This is a genomic window from Mucilaginibacter sp. HD30, from assembly GCF_054061755.1.
Genome location: NZ_JBSSEO010000001.1, coordinates 3,607,717 through 3,626,405, shown reverse-complemented (window position 1 = coordinate 3,626,405; position 18,689 = coordinate 3,607,717). Strand labels below are relative to the sequence as shown.

The following is an 18,689-nucleotide window of genomic DNA, read 5'->3' as shown; positions in this document are numbered from 1 at the left end:
CTATGTACAATACACTCAAACCTGTGCTACAACAGGAACTTGCCGAGATAGAAAAAGCCGGACTATATAAAAGAGAAAGAATCATTACTTCTGCCCAGGGAGCCGAAATAACAGTGCAAGGCGGAAAGGAAGTGATCAATTTCTGTGCTAATAATTACCTGGGCCTATCTGGCAATGCGCAGGTTGTTAAGGCGGCCCAGGCCGCAATGGATACGCATGGTTACGGGCTTTCATCCGTTCGTTTTATCTGCGGCACTCAAGACATCCATAAAGAACTGGAAAAAAAGATATCGGAATTTCTGGGCACTGAGGATACCATACTTTACGCCGCGGCCTTTGATGCCAATGGCGGTGTTTTTGAGCCCTTATTTAACGATCAGGACGCCATTATATCCGACGAGTTGAACCACGCATCCATAATTGATGGTGTGCGCCTGTGCAAAGCGCAACGCCAGCGTTACAAGCACGATGACATGGCTGATCTGGAAGAAAAACTGCAGGCTACGAAAGATTGCCGGCATCGTATTATTGTAACGGATGGCGCTTTTAGCATGGATGGCACCATTGCCCAACTGGATAAGATCTGCGCTTTAGCCGAGCTGTATAATGCTTTAGTATTGATAGATGAGAGCCATTGCAGCGGCTTTATGGGCAAAACAGGCAGAGGCACGCACGAGCACCATAATGTAATAGATAAGATCGATATCATTACAGGTACGTTGGGTAAGGCACTGGGTGGTGCATCGGGTGGTTTTACCTCCGGCCGTAAAGAAATTATTGATATGCTGCGCCAGCGTTCAAGACCCTACTTGTTCAGCAATACGCTTGCTCCGGCAATTACCGGTGCATCTATCGCTGTTTTGAACATGCTGAGCGAAACGACCGAACTGCGGGATAAGCTGGAGCAAAACACGCAATACTTCCGCAAGGCGATGACCGAAGCGGGGTTTGATATTAAGCCGGGCATTCACCCCATAGTTCCTGTAATGTTGTACGATGCCAAGCTGGCGCAGGAGTTTGCCGCAAAAATGCTGGACGAAGGCATTTATGTTATCGGCTTTTACTATCCCGTAGTGCCCCAAGGCAAGGCCCGTATAAGGGTGCAGCTATCTGCCGCGCACCAGCAGGAACATCTGGATAAAGCCATTGCTGCCTTTACTAAAGTGGGCAAGGAGTTGGGTGTGCTTAAATAATACGTATAAGTTTTTTATATTTGTACGTATAAATTCAATGGTTATGAAGCTCACTTTAAACATTCAGCCGGGATTGATTGAAAAAATGAAGCAGGTGGCTAAAAAGAGAAACACTAGTATCTCTAAATTGGCTGAGCAATTTTTTGAAAAAGAAATAGAAATCGAAAAAGAACCGTTCAGAATGAAAACTGAAGATGAAATATCCGATCTGATTAAAGGGTTGGTTGCTGTTACTGAGCCTGTAGCGGATTTTGACCACAAAATGGAGTACGGCAAACATTTAGAAGATAAATACGGGAAGTGAAGAAATTTTTTTTCGATAGCGACATCATGTTAGATGTAACGCTGCGTAGAGAGCCATTTTTTATTCCTGCTTTAAATCTATTTGAATTTTGCAACAAGCAGCGTTTTGAGATGGTCACGTCATCCGTTGCTTTTATTAATACAAATTATTTTTTAAGAAAAATTGCTCCTGAAACCCGATGGAAATCACTTCAAAGATTAAGAAGTATTTTATCAATAATTGATACAACTGAAGCAATGATAGATATGGCCTTACAAGATGAAAAAGCAGATTTTGAAGATGCAGTTCAGTACCATGCGGCGTTAAAAGCCAACGTAGATTTCATCATCACCCGAAACATTAAAGACTATAAACAAGCTACAATTCCGGTTTTAACAGCCGAGCAATTTTTAAGAACACTAAGTTAATGCAGGAAACTATTGATAAATATACCGCCGAGATAAAGGCGTTCGCCGCTACTAAAGCTGATGAACTGGAGGCCTTCCGGATTAAGTTTTTGGGCACCAAGGGCATCATTAAAGATCTGTTTGATCAGTTTAAAACTGTTGGGCCCGAAGAGAAACGCACCTTTGGTAAAGTACTGAACCAGTTTAAGCAGCTGGCCGAAGAAAGGTACAATGAGCTAAAGGAAAATTCAGCAACGACAACAGACACGGCAACATCCGAAATAGATAAGACCTTGCCCGGCGATGGTTTTGAATTAGGCTCGCGCCACCCCTTAACGCTGGTACGCAACGAGATAATAGATGTATTTAAACGTTTAGGTTTTGTGGTTGCCGAAGGACCGGAAATTGAGGACGATTGGCACAACTTCTCGGCGCTTAACTTTCCCGAGGAACACCCTGCACGTGATATGCAGGATACTTTCTTTATCAAGAAAAACAGCGGTACAGACGACATCGCTTTGCGTACCCACACCTCATCGGTACAGGTACGTATGATGGAGATCGGCAAACCACCGTTCCGCGCTATTATGCCGGGCCGTGTTTACCGTAACGAGGCGATTTCTGCGCGTGCGCACTGCTTCTTTCACCAGGTGGAGGGTTTGTATGTTGATGAAAATGTATCATTTGCCGACCTGAAGCAAACGCTTTACCATTTTGTGCAGGAGCTTTACGGCGAGGGTACAAAGGTGCGTTTTCGTCCGTCGTACTTTCCGTTTACAGAGCCATCTGCAGAGATGGATGTATCGTGCACCATTTGCAAGGGCAGTGGCTGCAACATGTGTAAATACAGCGGCTGGGTAGAGATATTAGGCTGTGGCATGGTTGACCCTAATGTATTAGAGAACTGCGGCATCGACAGTAAAAAATATACCGGCTTTGCCTTTGGTATGGGTATAGAACGCATAACCAACCTTAAATACGTTATTAAGGACCTGCGCCTGTTCTCTGAAAACGATGTACGGTTCTTGAAGCAATTTCAATCTGAAATTATATAAATGAAAAGGTTAGGCATAGCTTTGGTATTGTTGTTCGCTCTTGCTGCGTGCGGCAAGCAAGGCAATGTGGTGCCTAACGTTTCTGTCAACTTTCAGTTGCAGTTAAACGATCCCAAATACAGTCCGCTGCGCTCAATAGGTAGTGGTGTTATTGTTGACGGACGCGGCGTTGCAGGGGTGATAGTTGCCAACACCGTTAACGGCTATGTGGCGTACGACAGATGCAGCGCCTACGAGCCTGAAAAACGCTGTGCCGTTACCATTAGTGACAGCAATTTAACCGTTACCGACCCATGCAGCGGCTCTAAATGGCTGTTGCAGGACGGTACGCCCAATAAAGCGCCGGCAGTACGTTCACTTAAAGCGTATAATGTGTATATTGACGCGTCACGCAATTACTTAACCGTGTCTAACTGATCTTGGATGGAAGCCGAAAAAATAAAAGACAGCATTAAGCGGGCCGCGCAGGAGCTTTTTCGGAAATTTGGGTACCATAAAACCAGTGTTAACGAAATTGCCAAACGCGCGCGCATAGCCAAGGCTACCATCTATAAATATTTTGAAAGCAAAGAGGAGCTGCTGCATACCCTGCTGATGGATTACATCCGCCTTAGTGTTGATGACCTGATAAGCAAAAGCAACCCCGAGGAAGACGAAGAGAAGCACCTGAGCGGCCTCATCATGAAAACCTGCCGCCTTAGCTATACCGTTTGTAACGAGTTTATAGGCTGGGATTTTATTCGTGAATCAACCAACTCGCAGGAGTTTTTAAAGAACCTGAGCAACGAGCTGGAAGATATGCTGATGTCGTCCTTCGCCCGCATACCCCACATACGCAGGGATGGCAATTATATGCAGCGCCTGCGTTTCCTCATCACCTGCAGCAAAAGTATAGTCTTCAGCTTCGCGTTTACCTCGGTAAGCGATGGCGACGTGCGCAAAAATTTTGTATCCTTCCAAAAAGATGTGTTGCCTTATTTGGTTAAGGCGGCTATAACTATTTAGTTTGTAGCGTAGCAGGTGGGCTGCTACGCCCTGCTACAAACCTGCTACACCACCCACGGAAAAAATATTTTTTTAAATATTGAAATTGTTGCCATGCTTCATGTCTACGCACCAAAGAGCGTGAGATGGCAGTTCACCATGATACCCTTTTTTGGCATTTCATTTCCTAAGACAAACCGTTTAAGCCCCTCCTCCACGCTTTATTTTAACTTTGTTACAATCTTTCTATTGCAAACGTACGTTTTTAATACATATCTTTGGTTTGTATAATTTATAATAATGGCAAATACTGATATTGTACCTACCAAAACCGAAATGGATGTGCTGCAGATTTTATGGCAGGATGGCCCTTCAACTGTACGTTTTGTGCACGATAAACTTAATGAGCAAAAAGAAGCTGTTATTTATACTTCTACCCTTAAGCTGATGCAGGTAATGCGCGAAAAGGGAATGCTGGACAGGGACGACAGCCAAATGAAGCATGTTTACAGCGCGGCCCTGCCCGAGGATAAGGTGAAAGGCAATATGTTGGGCCGCTTTGTAGACTCCATGTTTAATGGCTCGGCGAGTAATTTAATGGTGGCCTTGTTGGGTAACGATAAAACATCCGACGAAGAACTACAAAAAATGAAGGAACTGTTGCAAAAACTGGAAAAGGGTAAATGATAATTAAACAAAGCAGGTTATGAACACATTCGCACAATCGGCAGAGACAATAATTCAGGCATTAAGCCGCATGCTTTTTCATTCGGTATGGCAGGGCGCGCTGTTGGCGCTTATTGCAGGGGTCATAATAATAACAACCAAGCGAACAAGTGCTGTCATAAGGTACAATCTGATGCTGTGCTTATTTGCCATGTTCCTTTTGATTACTGCAGGTACTTTTGTTTATGTTTTGGGGGATTCCCCAGAACCGGCAATTAGCCAAAATGCGATCTCATCTTATTGTTCTGCAAGCGCATCTGCTATTATCAATTTATCTAATACAGACAACTCTTTTTACGATTTTAAGACTTTTACCAATATAGCCAGTAGCTATTTTAATCAGCATTACATATTGATAGTATCTATATGGTTCTTTTTATTTTTGCTGAAATCGCTTTACGTGGCTGGTAATATGGTTTACTTGCAAAGGGTAAGGCATTTCAACGTTTTTACACCATCGCCTGTTTGGCAAGATAAACTAACATCGCTTTGCGAAAAACTCCAAATAAGAAAAACTGTGCTGCTGCTGGAGTCGGGCTACCTGAAAGTGCCTGTGGTAATTGGTTACTTTAAACCGGTTATTTTAATACCCGTAGGCATGTTAGCGGGCATACCTGCCGCACAGGTTGAAGCGGTATTGCTGCATGAACTTGCGCATATAAAACGAAGCGACTATGTGGTGAACCTGCTACAGTATTTTGCGGAGGCTGTGTTTTTCTTTAATCCGGGGCTGCTGTGGATCTCGCATTTGCTAAGAGAAGAACGCGAGAATTGTTGCGATGATATGGCAATTGCGCAAACCAACAGCAAGGAAGATTTTGTAAAGGCGTTGATCAGTTTTAAAGAACATTCCGTTAACTATCCTGTTGGAGCTCTTGCCTTTTCGGGACGCAAAAGCAGCTTACTTAACAGGGTTATCCGCATTGTTTACCAGGAGAATAAAACCTTCAGCGTTAAGGAGAGCAGCGTGTTTTTAGCTGCCGTGGCAATGATCTCGTTGATGGCTTTTACTTTTTACCCGGTAAGGAATATAAGTTCACAAAAAAAGACTCCGTCAAATGGCATTGCCTCAAATAATATAAAATTGGCAATTACAGCGAATAAGCCCCGTGAGCTATCGCTGGTCCAACCGCTTACAATTAAAGCTATTGATATTAAAAAGAAAGCGTTGTTAAATACGACTCCGGTTAAGAGCAGTCTCTTAGCAGATTCAGCAGCGACGAGAGAAAGTAACATTCCGGACAACACCAATTCTGCGGAAAACACACAGGCCCTTATTGCAAAAGCCGGGTTAAGTAATGATAAATTCTATTCGCGTGTAAGTTTGGGTAACGGCGAAGATGTAATGCAGGTTTTAACCGCCGGCTCAAAGATGATGGCAACCCTGCCCCACAATGCAAAAGTGGCTTTTATTGTTGACGGAGTGCTGCATGACGAAGCTGAGCTTTACACCTTTGATGCAGCCGCTGCTAACTATGCGGGTAAACGGAAAGGGATAAGTGGTAGCAAGTACAATGCAGAAAAACTTTTTCCTGATCTCGATCTCTCAAAATACGACGCGTTCATTGCTTTTGGAATGAAAGGCCCGCTGGGATCTGACTCCCCGTAAACACTAATGCGGTTATTGCAACCACATCATCTTAAATTTTCCTAACAACAAAAAATTTTAACGGCTATCTGGCTGTAACCCGGATAGTATTGCCCAAACTTTAACCTAAATTTTAAAAATTATGAAACCTTTTTTAACCATTTATTGCGCTTTGATGCTTACAATGTCGGCCTACGCGCAACAGTCCTATCCAACCCTTATTAAAGTTCAGTATAACTTTATCCACATTAAAGACACTACACAGCGGGACAAGCCGTACACGGAGGTGATGTTGCTGGTTGCAGGTAAAGATGCATCCTATTATACAAGCTTTAACAGATTAGAACAACAGGTAGACCTGAATTTTAAAATTATGGAAGACAGAAAAAATGGTGTTCGGAACAGCTCTTATTCCTATTCAAAGAGTTCGTCCTATGGGCATTATTACGTGTTTCCTAAACAACATAAATTTATCAGCTATGAGCAAATGCATGTCAATTACCTGGTTGAGGGAGACATTGAGCAGCTCAACTGGAAAATATTGAAAGATACTTTGAGCTTTTCGGGGATACATGCTCAAAAAGCGACAGCTACTTTCAAAGGCCGTAATTGGATAGCATGGTTTGCACCGGATTTGCCATTTACATACGGCCCTTGGCAACTAAGTGGTTTACCCGGCCTTATTGTAGAAGCTTATGACGATAAAAAAGAAGTTCAATTTAAGTTTGCCGGCATAGAAAAAGTTAAGCCGGGTGATTTGGCCATTGATAAAGCCCGAGACTTTTCTGCCAATGACATTAAAAACATAGTAGGCTTAAATGTTAGCGAGATAACAGTTTTGCCTGAAAGGCCCATAAATTATGGTGGACCGATAAAAATTACCAAAAGCGAGTATAATAAACTGAAAGCGGAACAAGAGAAGGACCCCATCGGCTTTATGACGGCTCAGTTTGCCGCTATAGGGATAAAAGATCCGGCGGCAATGGCTCAATCAGTAGCCAGTGGTGGTAGTAGCGGTGGCGGTGGTGCCAAGGGTAGTAATGCCACTATCCAGGTGCCAACAAATGAGAAGCGCCCAACACCCGTCAAAAATGCCGTAAATAACCCAATTGAGTTGAACCCCAAAAAGTAAAAGCAATGACAGAAGGGCTGGCTGTCATGGTGAGCCTGTCGAACCATGGGGCCAGGCCTTTACGCGCACCCTTCGACAGGCTCAGGATGACACCTCACGCACCTTTGTCGCAGGTATCCTGTCAAAGGGTGCGGGCGGGCATTTACTCAAGTCCGACAAACCACACATTACACCAAAGCAATTTCATCCTAAACCATCACACCTACAGCGCATAACCCATCAAACCGGTTATGCGCAACATGGATATACTTTAAACCAATCCACATGAAAAAAAGATTGCCGTTAATAATACTGCTCCTGTTTTTTGGTGCATCTGCAATCGCACAGAAACAATTAAAGGGCACGGTAAAAGACAATAAAGGCAAACCAGTTGAATTTGCAAATGTAACGCTTAAAGATACTGAGGGTACTATTATAAAGTACACCCAAAGCAACAAGGACGGGCGGTATGCGTTGCAAACCGACGAAAGCGGTGTGGGTTTAAGTGTTGAAGCTACTTGCCTAGGTTACAATAAAACGGTTATTAACATTACAGATTTAAGCAAGACCTATGATCTGGTGCTAACGGAAAGCGAAATTATGCTTAGGGAAGTTAAGATAAAGTATAAGCCGAGCATAAACGTAAATGGCGACACCCTAAATTATCGCACCTCTGATTTTGCAGGTAACCAGGATAGAAGCATAGGCGACGTACTCAAAAAAATGCCCGGCATTAATGTTGCCGACGATGGCAAAATAAGCTATAATGGCAGGGCCATATCCAGCTTTTATATTGATGGGGATAATTTGCTGGATGACAGGTATAACATAGCAAGCCGGAGCATTCCCCATGGCGCTGTTGACCAAGTGCAGGTTATACAAAAAGACCAGCCCATTAAAATGCTGCGGAAAAACAACACCAGCGAGGATGTTGCGCTAAACCTGGTTATAAAGGATGAGGCAAAATTGCGGGTAATAGGCGAAGCTTCCGTTGGCTTGGGTGTACCAGAGAGGTTTACCGCCAACAGCACAGCTATGCTGCTCAATAAGAAATTGAAGTTCATTAATAACATCACCGGTAACAACATTGGTATTGACCCCGGTATTGACCTGATAGCGCATAATGCACCGCCCAATGCAACGGGTAATTATTTTCTTTCGGCAGGGGCCGCGGGAATTTCTGTACTGCCGCAAAACAGGTATTTATTAAACAAAGCCGGCCTTATCAATCTTAACGATCTGGTGAATATTAATAAGAACCTGCAGTTGAAAGTAAACGTTTCCTATCTGATAGATGAACGGCATCAACAATATAAAAAAGTATCTGAAACATTTTTGCCAGGGCAGACTATAAAATATACCGAGGAGCAGGATAACTCCACTAATCTACAGAAAACGCGAACCGAGTTTAACCTGGTGCACAACAGCGAGACGGGATATTTTAATGACAGGTTAACGCTTGATCTATCACCCACTAAAACTGCATCAGTAGTAGTGGCTAATGGCATAGATGCAAAACAAACGCTTGATCAGAAAATTACGAGCATTACCAACGTGCTTGATTACCGGCGGATGCTCAAATCGGGACGGACGGTAAATTTATCTTCAACAATAAGCAATGTAAGCAAGCCGGAGATATTGACAATCAATCCCGGACCAAATGCGGCGCTGTTTAACAACAACCAGCCTTATAGCGGGCTAAGCCAATATGTTAAAGTGCCTACATGGTATACCAATAACTCGGCGTTTATCAATATAATTGGCGATAAACTTACCCAAACTTACAGATCAGGATTAGAACTACAGCATCAGGAACTTAACACGGAGCTTTATCGTGTTCAAAGTGATCAAACCACGAAGCTGGTTTCTCCTGCTATGGTTAACGGTCTGGATTGGTTGAAAACCAAAATTTACACCAGTGCCAATTACTCCTACAAAAACCCATGGCTAACAGTTGTACTTGATCTTCCGCTAAGCTTTAATACGGTTAAATATATAGATGATGCACATGCATTAAATAACACGGGCCGCAACCTGTTTTTTGATCCTGCTTTTCGTTTTACATACCTGATAAACGCTGAGCATACCGTTAATTTTAATTATAATTTTAATAACAATCTGGGTAGTATTAATGATGTTTACCGTGGTGCCATAGCAACCAATTACCGCTCGTTAATGGCCAATGGGTCCGATGTATCGCTTATCCGTACGCATAGTGTATCCGGGGTATATAACTTTACCAAAGCTGTGCAGATGTTGTTTGCCAACTTTACCGTTAACTATTCTGACGCGGGTTTAAATAACATTTCATCATTGATATTAACCAATAGCATACAGCAGCGGGTGGTAATATATATGCCCAATCATAACCGCACCCTATCATTTGACGCCAACTGCAGCAAGTACATTTTTACGCTAGCCACTACCGTTAATGGCGGCATAGGCATCAGGATGGGTTGGTCGCAGCAATTGCAGAATGGCAGGTTTTTTACCGCCAATAGCCAAACCATTACTTATAAAGCGGGCGTAATAGGCAGGCTGGCGCGCTTTGTAAATTGGGAGTACAATGCAAATTATGATGTTATGCGCAGTAAAGCTTCACTGCCCGATGCCCTTACCATTACCAATCTGCGTTTAACGCAGCGATCCACTTTGTCGTTTACAACCGTAAAGAATGTTTACGTAAATATATCAGGCGAGCATCTGTTTACCCGGCAGGTTGGTCGGCAGGACCTGAGCTATATTTTTGCCGATATGAATATCAACTTTAAACTGAAAAAGATTAATACGGATTTTGTTTTAAGCGGCACCAACCTGACCAATATTAAAACCTTTGATACGTTTGACATTTCGGCCAACTCATCAACAAGTGCATCGTTTATGATACCGGGCAGAGTAGTTATGTTGAAGGGGGTTTTTAACTTCTGATAAATGGGCAGCCGGTCAAATCCTTGGTTTTACAACGATTTGATAACAGTAAGCTGTAGTAATATCACCGCTAGATTTTCTGAATTTGCTGTTGCAAAAGTGTTGCTACGCTGTTGCTAAAGTGTTGCTAATGCGTTGCAAAAAAAGGCAAAAAAACCCCGATTGTTACATTTTTCAATAATGTGATTATCAACTTATTGAATGTTTTTTACAGCTAATTTTCCTGACATAAAAGTTGTTGAAAATAAAAAATATAACAAATTGAAAATCAGCTATTTAATACTTTTGTTTCTGTATGCCACATATTTTCTGCAACACCCCATTTATTAACAGGTTTTCGCTGCCAACTGCCAACTAAACCTTAATGCGCTTCCAGCCAGTTCTTACCTGTACCAATCTCAACCAAAATAGGCACTGTGGTTTTAATGGCGCTGCGCATTAGCTCAACAATAATGGGTTTCACAATTTCTACTTCGTGATTGGGTACATCAAACACCAACTCATCATGCACCTGCATGGTCATGCGGGCATCCAGCTTACGGGCTTTAAACTCGCGGTGAATGTTGATCATAGCTATTTTGATCATATCTGCTGCCGAGCCTTGTATTGGCGCGTTAATGGCATTTCGCTCAGCAAAACCGCGTACAGTTTGGTTAGCCGAGTTGATATCCCGCAGATAACGGCGCCTGCCCATCAGCGTGGTAACGTAACCGTTCTCGCGGGCAAAGTTCATGGTATCGGCCATGTACTGCTTAATGCCTGGAAACTGCGCGAAGTAATTCTCAATGATCTCGGCAGCTTCCTTACGCGGAATACCCAGATTTTGCGATAAACCAAATGCCGACTGCCCATAAATAATACCAAAGTTAACCGCCTTGGCATTGCGGCGTTGGGTGCTGTCCACATCCTCCACGGCTATACCATAAACGTTGGCTGCTGTTGCCGTGTGAATGTCTATGCCCTGTACAAAGGCTTCCATCATGTTGGCATCCTTGCTTATTTCGGCAATAATGCGCAGCTCAATCTGCGAGTAATCCGCAGAAACAATGGTATGGTTCTCATCCCGCGGAATGAAGGCTTTACGCACCTCGCGACCACGTTCTGTACGGATAGGAATATTTTGCAGGTTAGGATTGGTAGAGCTTAACCTGCCCGTTGCAGCCACTGCTTGATTATAGCTGGTATGTACCCGCCCTGTTTTTTGGTTTACCATAGTGGGCAGTGCATCCACATAGGTTGATTTTAGTTTTTGCAGCTGGCGGTAATCTAAAATATCGCGTACTATATCGCTCTTGGCAGCTAAAGATAGCAGCACGTCCTCGCCGGTTTGGTATTGGCCCGTTTTGGTTTTTTTGGCCTTAGGGTCGAGCATCAGTTTTTCAAACAGCACCTCGCCTAATTGCTTTGGCGATGCTATGTTAAACCTAACGCCCGCTTTTTCATATACTGTTTTCTCCAGCTTGGCAATGTCGGTTTCCAGTTCTTTAGAGAACTCTTTCAGTGTATCGTGGTCAATGCGCACACCTTCGTGCTCAATATCCGCCAAAACATAGATCAGTGGGTTTTCAATTTTATGAAGCAATTCGACAGCTCCGGCGGCTTTTATCTTAGGCTCAAAAACATCCTTTAATTGCAGGGTGATATCCGCATCCTCTGCGGCGTATTCTTTGATTTTTTCTATTTCCACATCGCGCATGCTGCCCTGGTTCTTTCCTTTCGGTCCGATGAGCTCAGTGATAGAAACCGGCTTGTAACCCAGGTAATTTTCGCTCAATACATCCATATTGTGGCGGGTATCAGGGTCTATAATGTAGTGCGCCATCATGGTATCAAACAGGTCGCCCTGTATCTCAACGCCGTACCATTTCATCATCAGGATATCAAACTTGATGTTTTGCCCTATTTTGCCAATGGCAGGGTCTTCCATCAATTCTTTAAACTCATGTACTATAGCGGTTATCTCCTGCTCAATAACAGGCACCGGAACATACCAGCCCTGGCCGGCCTTAACAGAGAATGACAGACCCACCAGCTCGCAATTATTGGCATCAGTTCCGGTGGTTTCGGTATCAAAACAAAAACTTTTTTGTTGTTTTAGCAGTGCGATGAGCTCGGCGCGTTTTTCTTTTGTATCTGCCAGATGATACTCATGCGGCGTATTGTTAATGTTCTTTCCGGCAGGTTCAAACTGGGGTTCTTTAATATCCTGCACATCAACCGTTAAGGTGGTGCGGCCCTCCGCTACAGGAGCGCCAAACATATCAATCTGCGTACCAGATGAGACGGCTTTTAACTCGGTAATGCTAAAGTCATCCCCAAAAACACGGCGACCCAGTGTTCTAAATTCCAGTTCGGCAAATAAAGGCTCAAGCAACTCTTTGCTTGGGGCGCAGATCTCTAAGCCCTCCTCGTCCAGCTCAACCGGAACATTCAATAATATGGTGGCCAGTTTTTTTGATAACAGACCCTGTTCTTTAAAAGCCTCAACGTTCTCTTTCAGCTTGCCTTTCAGTTCGTGGCTATTAGCAAAAATGTTTTCCATGGAGCCATACTGCTTAATAAGTGTTTTAGCCGTTTTTTCGCCAACGCCGGGGATGCCGGGTATTCCGTCAACAGCGTCGCCCCAAAGCCCAAGGATATCTATAACCTGATCAACACGTTCTATCTCCCATTTGGCCAATATTTCCTTTACACCCAAAATCTCCATCTCGTTGCCCTGGCGGCCGGGTTTGTAGATAAAAATATTGTCTGATACCAGTTGCCCAAAATCCTTATCGGGTGTCATGCAATATACCTGATAACCTTTTTGTTCAGCTTTTTTAGCAAGGGTACCTATAATGTCATCGGCTTCATAGCCATCGGATGTAATAACCGGGATATTAAAGCCCAGTATCAGTTTAAAGATATACGGTAAAGCTTTTGAAAGATCCTCGGGCATAGCCTCGCGGTGTGCTTTGTAGGCGGCAAAATCGGTGTGGCGCTCGGTGGGTGCTTCGGTATCAAAAACCACGGCCATGTGCGTAGGGTTTTCTTTTTTCAGCACGTCTAATAGGGTATTGGTAAACCCAAGCACTGCCGACGTATTAAACCCGCCCGAAGTGAAACGCGGCGCTTTACTCAAAGCAAAATGCGCCCTGTATATCAGCGCCATACCGTCTAAAAGGAATAGTTTTTTCATTGTATTATGATTGCACCGATATATTACGATTCACAAATTCCAGTTGTGGTTTCTCTGATTAAGACCGATGTGATTCAAAAATACAATTTATGTTGACGCAACAATAAAAATCGGTGTAATCATTTAAAAGAACACGCGGGTACATGGTCGTTCACCATCCCAGTAGCCTGCATAAACGCATAACATATTACGCTGCCAAAAAAGGTAAATCCACGCTTTTTCATATCCTTGCTTATAACGTCGGATATGGGTGTGGTAACTGGCGTGGCGCCAGAGGTATTGTTGATGGGTTTGCCCTCGGGCATAAAGTTGTACAAATACTTGGCGAACGAGCCAAATTCTTTTTGCACCTGTAAAAACAAATTGGCGCTTTTAATGGCAGCTTTAATCTTTAAGCGATTACGAATAATGCCTGCATCCTGCATCAGCCGCTCCACATCGTCATCCGTAAATGCAGCAACTTTGTGTGCATCAAATGCGGCAAACGCATTACGATAACCCTCGCGGCGTTTTAAAATGGTTATCCAGCTCAGTCCGGCCTGCGCGGCTTCAAGTATCAAAAACTCAAAAAGCACTTTATCATCATAAGTTGTCTTGCCCCACTCTTCATCATGGTATTTCATGTACAAAGGGTCGGCGCCGCACCAGGCGCATCTTTTTAAGGTAGTTGTTTCCATATCAGCAAATAAAAACTAAATATAGCAAATTGATTTAGATTGCCAATATTTTTAGTAAAACGCTTAAATTGCCCTATCTGTTCTGTTAAAAAGGCAAAGAAAATACAATATATAGATTGAATCAATTTATTATTACATTTACAATAGATTTTGTTTATATGACGATAGTTCAATTAGAATACATTGTGGCGGTTGATACTTACCGTAGTTTTGTGGTGGCTGCAGAGAAATGTTTTGTAACGCAACCCACCTTAAGTATGCAAGTGCAAAAGTTGGAAGACACGCTGGGTGTTAAACTTTTCGACCGCAGCAAACAGCCTGTAACCCCTACAGAAATAGGCATTGATATTATTCAGCAAGCCAGGATATTATTAAGCGAAAGCGAAAAAATAAAGGAGATCATATCCGACAGGCAACGCGAACTTGCGGGTGAGTTGAAGGTGGGGATCATTCCAACCATATCGCCTTATATATTGCCTAAAGTAATAAAAGGCTTTATTGAACGATATCCGCAGGTTAAATTAGTGGTGTGGGAGCAAACTACAGAGCAGATCATTCAGCAACTAAAGTTGGGTACCTTAGATTGTGGCATACTTTCTACCCCGCTACGGGAAAGTGCTTTAAGGGAGATCCCGGTCTTCTATGAAAATTTTGTGGCTTACGCTTCAAAAAACAGTACACTTTCAAAGAAGAAGAACATTACGCCTGATGATATTGATATGGAAGAGATCTGGGTATTGAACGAGGGGCACTGCATGCGCGAGCAGGTGCTGAATATTTGCCAGCGCCGAAAATCAACACAAGGCTTTAGGCATTTTGAGTATAATACAGGCAGTGTTGAAACCTTGAAGCGCATGGTAGAACAAAACAACGGCGCCACCATATTGCCCGAGCTAGCATTGGCGGATATGAGCGAGAAACAGATGGAACGGGTGCACTACTTCAAATCGCCGGAGCCGGCTAGGGAAGTAAGTATTGTTATCCAAAAAAACTTTTTAAAACGTCGGATGATAGAGGCACTAAAGAGCGAAATACTGGAGCTGGTACCTAAGCGCATGCGAAGCAAGAAAAAAAAGGAAGTGATGGAAATAAACTAAAATGTCATGCTGAACTTGTTTCAGCAGCTCATCAATCCACTTCCTGTTTGTATAATCAGGCGGATGAGATGCCGAAACAAGTTCGGCATGACCAATTGCTACATTTCCATATCCATCATCATCTTTCTCGGCCTGCCCATTTTTAACATGGATGGGTTAACGCGCAGATAAACCTGCAGCGCTACCGGCGCAGAGCCATAAATATATTTTACAGGACCGGGGGAGACATTTAAAGTGCCTTGTACGCCGGCAGTTAGATTGGTTTGCTTAAAAGTTCCTAAAATATAATTGGTACCTAAAGTTATCGCGTTGATATTTAATTTGGGGTTGCCAGGCAAAGCATCGTCAAGATCGAGCGCTTCAGCATCTTTTTGCACAAATTCGTATCTTCCGTACAGCGCTGCTTTGGTCCATTGCATTGTACTTTCCAACAATATAGATGGCTGTGTTTCACCATGCCCGGCATGTTTATTTTGGCCATACACCAATGTTGTTGCTACATAACTGCTTGAGCTAAGCATTTTAGTGTGTATGGCTGATGCCGTAAAGCGGTTAACATTGGCGTGGTGAGCTTCCTCGGGACTATGGAGCCAACCATTTGATACCTGGAAAGCCCATTGCGATGTAGGGTTGTATGATAAGCGCACCGAATAGGAATCAAATCGGGGCTTATCAAAACCATACCGAAATTCATCCGGTTCGCGGCCGGTGAAAACGGAGCCTTCTAATTTGAAATTCTTATGCCTGAGCCCCAATGTAGCTACGCCAAATGCAATATGTGTAGCATCCTGATAATGGTGACTTAAGGGCGCATCGGGCGTGTTCCAGCCAGACAGACGATGCATAAATACAGGTGGCCCTAATGCAGGCTCGCTGGGGTAGCCCACAGATAACGATAGATCTGTATTGGTTGCAACCCTATGGGTATAGGCCAAACTTAGTTGCGCAAACAGATCATGCGGGTGCTGGCGATCAACCAAAATATTGCCTTTGTAGCTTTCGCCGGTTTGATACAGCAGCGGATAACCACCATTGCCAACCAAAAACGGATCTAAAGAAAACATAGCATTAACAGCGAACAGCCCGTTGCGGCCAACCCGTCTTTGGCTCATTGCCATTACCATGTTAGGCGCGTCAAACCTGCTGCCGCCACGCGTACCCGCGTTAAATACATCCTGTTTGTTGTAGCGAAGAAAAAAGTCGCCGTGTATCATGGTCATCCATTTCCTGCCGTGTATCATATAGGCATATATGGGGGTTTCGTCAGGTACCCATGATGTGCCTGATCCATCTCGGCTCATGGGCAGATCCAATGAGAATTTACTTGTCATTGGCGGGCCTTCATCAGTGTGTTGGTTGGTTTTAGTAATATCGGTAGTGTGGTTCTGATGCTGCGCAAAAAGCGGATTAGCGCACACCAATACCAGCGCGGCAATGATTATTATTTGTTTCATCTGAATAAATTGATCGTAATAAAAAATTATGCAAAGCGGATAGCTATGCAAAGTTTAATAGAGTAAACGGTAAGGAATTATCAGATACGCAGATTGCGGTTCTTTAAAAAGGGCTCAACCTTGGGGGTTGCAGGTGGGCCGGGAGGTGGGGTTTTGTCAAAGAGCTTTTCAAGCAAAGCCTGATGGGCCGCGGGAAAAAAGTCACTCAATGAAAAGCCGGGAAGTTCAAAACTGAATATGGCCGGCGCTTTAGATGATGCTTCGGCCTGATGGGCGTCTTTAACCTTTACATCAACTTTTTTATCAGTGCAGCCCTTCATCTTTTCGCCGTCCGGGCCACAGGTGGGGGCATTACTGTTTATTTTGACAGATGCTACAGTTCCGCTGCAAAAGTGCACATTCATGGCAAAGCCGGTACCGGTTGCACCGTACAGCAAGATCATGAATATAATAGCAAACTTTTTCATCACCACAAATGTAGGCGATAAAGTATTTATTATCAATAGTATAAAAAATAAAAAAACCGGACAGATGCCCGGTTCTTTAAAAAACTATATGGTGTAGTAAATTAGTTGCCTGATTTTGCTTCTTGCTTCATTTTCTCGTTAGCTAAGATAACTATCTCAACCCTACGATTTTGAGCGCGGCCATCAACAGTAGTGTTAGCAGCTATTGGCTCAGATTCGCCTTTGCCGGTAGTGCTTAAACGAGACCCGCTTACACTATTCATAGCCAGGTATGATTTAACAGATTCAGCTCTTTTTACAGAAAGATCCATGTTGTGGCTATCAGAACCGGTATCATCTGTATGACCGATGATCATGATGTTTGTTTCAGGATTGTTTTTAAGTGATGTAGCCAAATTTAGCAAGTTGGTTTGCGCAGCAGATTTAACATCAGCTTTATCTGTGTCAAACAAAATACCTGAGTCGAACTTAACTAAAATACCTTCACCATCTCTTATTACAGTAGCGCCCGGAACAGTTTGTTTTATCTCCGCAGCCTGCTTATCCATCCGGCGACCTATCAATGCGCCGGCTGTACCACCTACCGCGCCACCTATTATAGCACCTAAAGCAGTGTTACCTGCGCTTTTTCCTATTATAGCGCCAATTGCGCCGCCTGCACCCACACCTATGGCTGCACCTTTTTGTGTTTTGTTCATTGAGCTGCAACCTGCGCCCATAATGGCAACTGCCGTCATTGCTAAACCAATTGTAGCTACTTTTAATCTATATGTTTTCATAATATTTATTGATATATAAACCAACACAGTCAAAGCAAGTGCCAAAAAGATATTATAATATCACCGGCAGCTAATGTTACTAAAACAATAAAAATTTAATAATTGGGAAATAATACCAACTAAATGGCTGTGTCTAATAAACCACAACCAGCCAAGTTGTCTGTTTTTTAGTACAAATATGGTTGATAAAAACTGAAATATGGGAAAAACGCAGGCTGAATTAATTAAGCAGCTATATCCTCTACCATTTTGCGGAACATGGCTGAACTTACAGGCTTCACTATAAAATCAGATATCTGCTCATAACCTTTCGCCTTATTAAAATCCGCACGATCTATTGAAGAGCTTACAATGTATACCACTATGCGTTTATTAATAAGCGGGCTAAGTTTAATAAACTCATCCATAAATTGCCAGCCATCAAGTACCGGCATATTAATGTCAAGCATGATAAGATCAGGTAGATCGGCAGTTTGATGAAGGTATTCGTTAAAAAAATCAAGGGCAAGTTTGCCGTTAGGAAAGAACAAGGTTTTTTTTGCCAGTTGTGAATTGTCGATGATCTTTTTTACCGTGAAAGTGTATATATCGTCGTCATCAATTACGCAGGCAATATCTATTTTTTTCATTTACTGTGAAGGGGCTATCTATAATGCCCCAATATAGCATTTAGCAAGGAAGATTTAAATGCCTGGCCGTACGCATTTAGCTAAATGATAATAAATGCCTGTTTATGAGAAGTATAATTATTGGCAAATAATG

Annotated in this window: 18 protein-coding genes; 12 read left to right on the top strand and 6 right to left on the bottom strand. The window is 43.2% G+C overall.

The window, feature by feature from the left end; translation table 11 throughout:
- Positions 1-2: 2 nt before the first annotated feature.
- The 10 genes from kbl to ACVW2L_RS17210 all read left to right on the top strand — a co-directional run bounded on the left by kbl (position 3) and on the right by ACVW2L_RS17210 (position 10,275).
- Complete coding sequence (gene kbl, locus ACVW2L_RS17255) at positions 3-1,193, top strand: glycine C-acetyltransferase (protein ID WP_457129198.1); 1,191 nt, start codon at positions 3-5, stop codon at positions 1,191-1,193.
- Positions 1,194-1,236: 43 nt separating this feature from the next.
- Positions 1,237-1,497 (top strand): DUF6364 family protein, encoded by a 261-nt coding sequence (locus ACVW2L_RS17250; protein ID WP_457129197.1) that lies wholly within the window; start codon positions 1,237-1,239, stop codon positions 1,495-1,497.
- Entirely contained in the window at positions 1,494-1,904 is a 411-nt protein-coding gene (locus tag ACVW2L_RS17245; RefSeq protein WP_457129196.1) for a type II toxin-antitoxin system VapC family toxin, read from the top strand. Before ACVW2L_RS17250 ends, ACVW2L_RS17245 begins: the two co-directional genes overlap by 4 nt.
- Positions 1,904-2,938, top strand: coding sequence for a phenylalanine--tRNA ligase subunit alpha (pheS, locus tag ACVW2L_RS17240; RefSeq protein WP_457129195.1), 1,035 nt, complete (start codon positions 1,904-1,906; stop codon positions 2,936-2,938). Before ACVW2L_RS17245 ends, pheS begins: the two co-directional genes overlap by 1 nt.
- The gene (locus tag ACVW2L_RS17235; protein WP_457129194.1) at positions 2,939-3,355 is read left to right on the top strand and encodes a hypothetical protein; all 417 of its coding nucleotides are present in this window, start codon (positions 2,939-2,941) and stop codon (positions 3,353-3,355) included.
- Positions 3,356-3,361: 6 nt separating this feature from the next.
- Entirely contained in the window at positions 3,362-3,943 is a 582-nt protein-coding gene (locus tag ACVW2L_RS17230; protein WP_457129193.1) for a TetR/AcrR family transcriptional regulator, read from the top strand.
- Positions 3,944-4,222: 279 nt separating this feature from the next.
- Positions 4,223-4,609, top strand: coding sequence for a BlaI/MecI/CopY family transcriptional regulator (locus ACVW2L_RS17225; protein WP_457129192.1), 387 nt, complete (start codon positions 4,223-4,225; stop codon positions 4,607-4,609).
- A 19-nt stretch (positions 4,610-4,628) separates the two neighbouring features.
- A complete protein-coding gene (locus ACVW2L_RS17220; RefSeq protein ID WP_457129191.1) occupies positions 4,629-6,257 on the top strand; it encodes a M56 family metallopeptidase in 1,629 nt (542 codons plus the stop codon).
- A gap of 121 nt (positions 6,258-6,378) precedes the next feature.
- On the top strand, positions 6,379-7,368 hold the full coding sequence (locus ACVW2L_RS17215; RefSeq protein ID WP_457129190.1) for a GLPGLI family protein: 990 nt from the start codon (positions 6,379-6,381) through the stop codon (positions 7,366-7,368).
- Positions 7,369-7,632: 264 nt separating this feature from the next.
- On the top strand, positions 7,633-10,275 hold the full coding sequence (locus ACVW2L_RS17210) for a carboxypeptidase-like regulatory domain-containing protein (RefSeq protein ID WP_457129189.1): 2,643 nt from the start codon (positions 7,633-7,635) through the stop codon (positions 10,273-10,275).
- 361 nt (positions 10,276-10,636) lie between these two features.
- Here ACVW2L_RS17210 and polA read toward each other — a convergent pair whose 3' ends face one another.
- Both polA and ACVW2L_RS17200 read right to left on the bottom strand, forming a co-directional pair.
- The gene (gene polA / locus ACVW2L_RS17205) at positions 10,637-13,453 is read right to left on the bottom strand and encodes a DNA polymerase I (protein ID WP_457129188.1); all 2,817 of its coding nucleotides are present in this window, start codon (positions 13,451-13,453) and stop codon (positions 10,637-10,639) included.
- Positions 13,454-13,572: 119 nt separating this feature from the next.
- Positions 13,573-14,130 (bottom strand): DNA-3-methyladenine glycosylase I, encoded by a 558-nt coding sequence (locus tag ACVW2L_RS17200; protein WP_457129187.1) that lies wholly within the window; start codon positions 14,128-14,130, stop codon positions 13,573-13,575.
- 158 nt (positions 14,131-14,288) lie between these two features.
- On the opposite strand from ACVW2L_RS17200, the gene ACVW2L_RS17195 reads away from it, so the two are divergent.
- Complete coding sequence (locus ACVW2L_RS17195; protein ID WP_457129186.1) at positions 14,289-15,227, top strand: LysR substrate-binding domain-containing protein; 939 nt, start codon at positions 14,289-14,291, stop codon at positions 15,225-15,227.
- A 98-nt stretch (positions 15,228-15,325) separates the two neighbouring features.
- Here the strand turns inward: ACVW2L_RS17195 and ACVW2L_RS17190 are convergent, their stop codons facing one another.
- Complete coding sequence (locus ACVW2L_RS17190) at positions 15,326-16,681, bottom strand: hypothetical protein (protein ID WP_457129185.1); 1,356 nt, start codon at positions 16,679-16,681, stop codon at positions 15,326-15,328.
- An 80-nt stretch (positions 16,682-16,761) separates the two neighbouring features.
- Entirely contained in the window at positions 16,762-17,124 is a 363-nt protein-coding gene (locus ACVW2L_RS17185) for an HYC_CC_PP family protein (protein ID WP_457129184.1), read from the bottom strand.
- On the opposite strand from ACVW2L_RS17185, the gene ACVW2L_RS17180 reads away from it, so the two are divergent.
- Positions 17,123-17,245 carry a hypothetical protein gene (locus ACVW2L_RS17180; RefSeq protein WP_457129183.1) on the top strand — a complete coding sequence of 41 codons (123 nt, stop codon included), beginning with the start codon at positions 17,123-17,125 and terminating at the stop codon, positions 17,243-17,245. The two genes, ACVW2L_RS17185 and ACVW2L_RS17180, sit on opposite strands and share 2 nt — an antisense overlap.
- Positions 17,246-17,249: 4 nt before the next feature.
- Here ACVW2L_RS17180 and ACVW2L_RS17175 read toward each other — a convergent pair whose 3' ends face one another.
- Both ACVW2L_RS17175 and ACVW2L_RS17170 read right to left on the bottom strand, forming a co-directional pair.
- Positions 17,250-17,927, bottom strand: coding sequence for an OmpA family protein (locus tag ACVW2L_RS17175; RefSeq protein ID WP_457129182.1), 678 nt, complete (start codon positions 17,925-17,927; stop codon positions 17,250-17,252).
- Positions 17,928-18,151: 224 nt separating this feature from the next.
- Positions 18,152-18,556, bottom strand: a complete 405-nt coding sequence (locus ACVW2L_RS17170; RefSeq protein ID WP_457129181.1) for a response regulator — start codon at positions 18,554-18,556, stop codon at positions 18,152-18,154.
- Between the last annotated feature and the right edge of the window lie 133 nt (positions 18,557-18,689).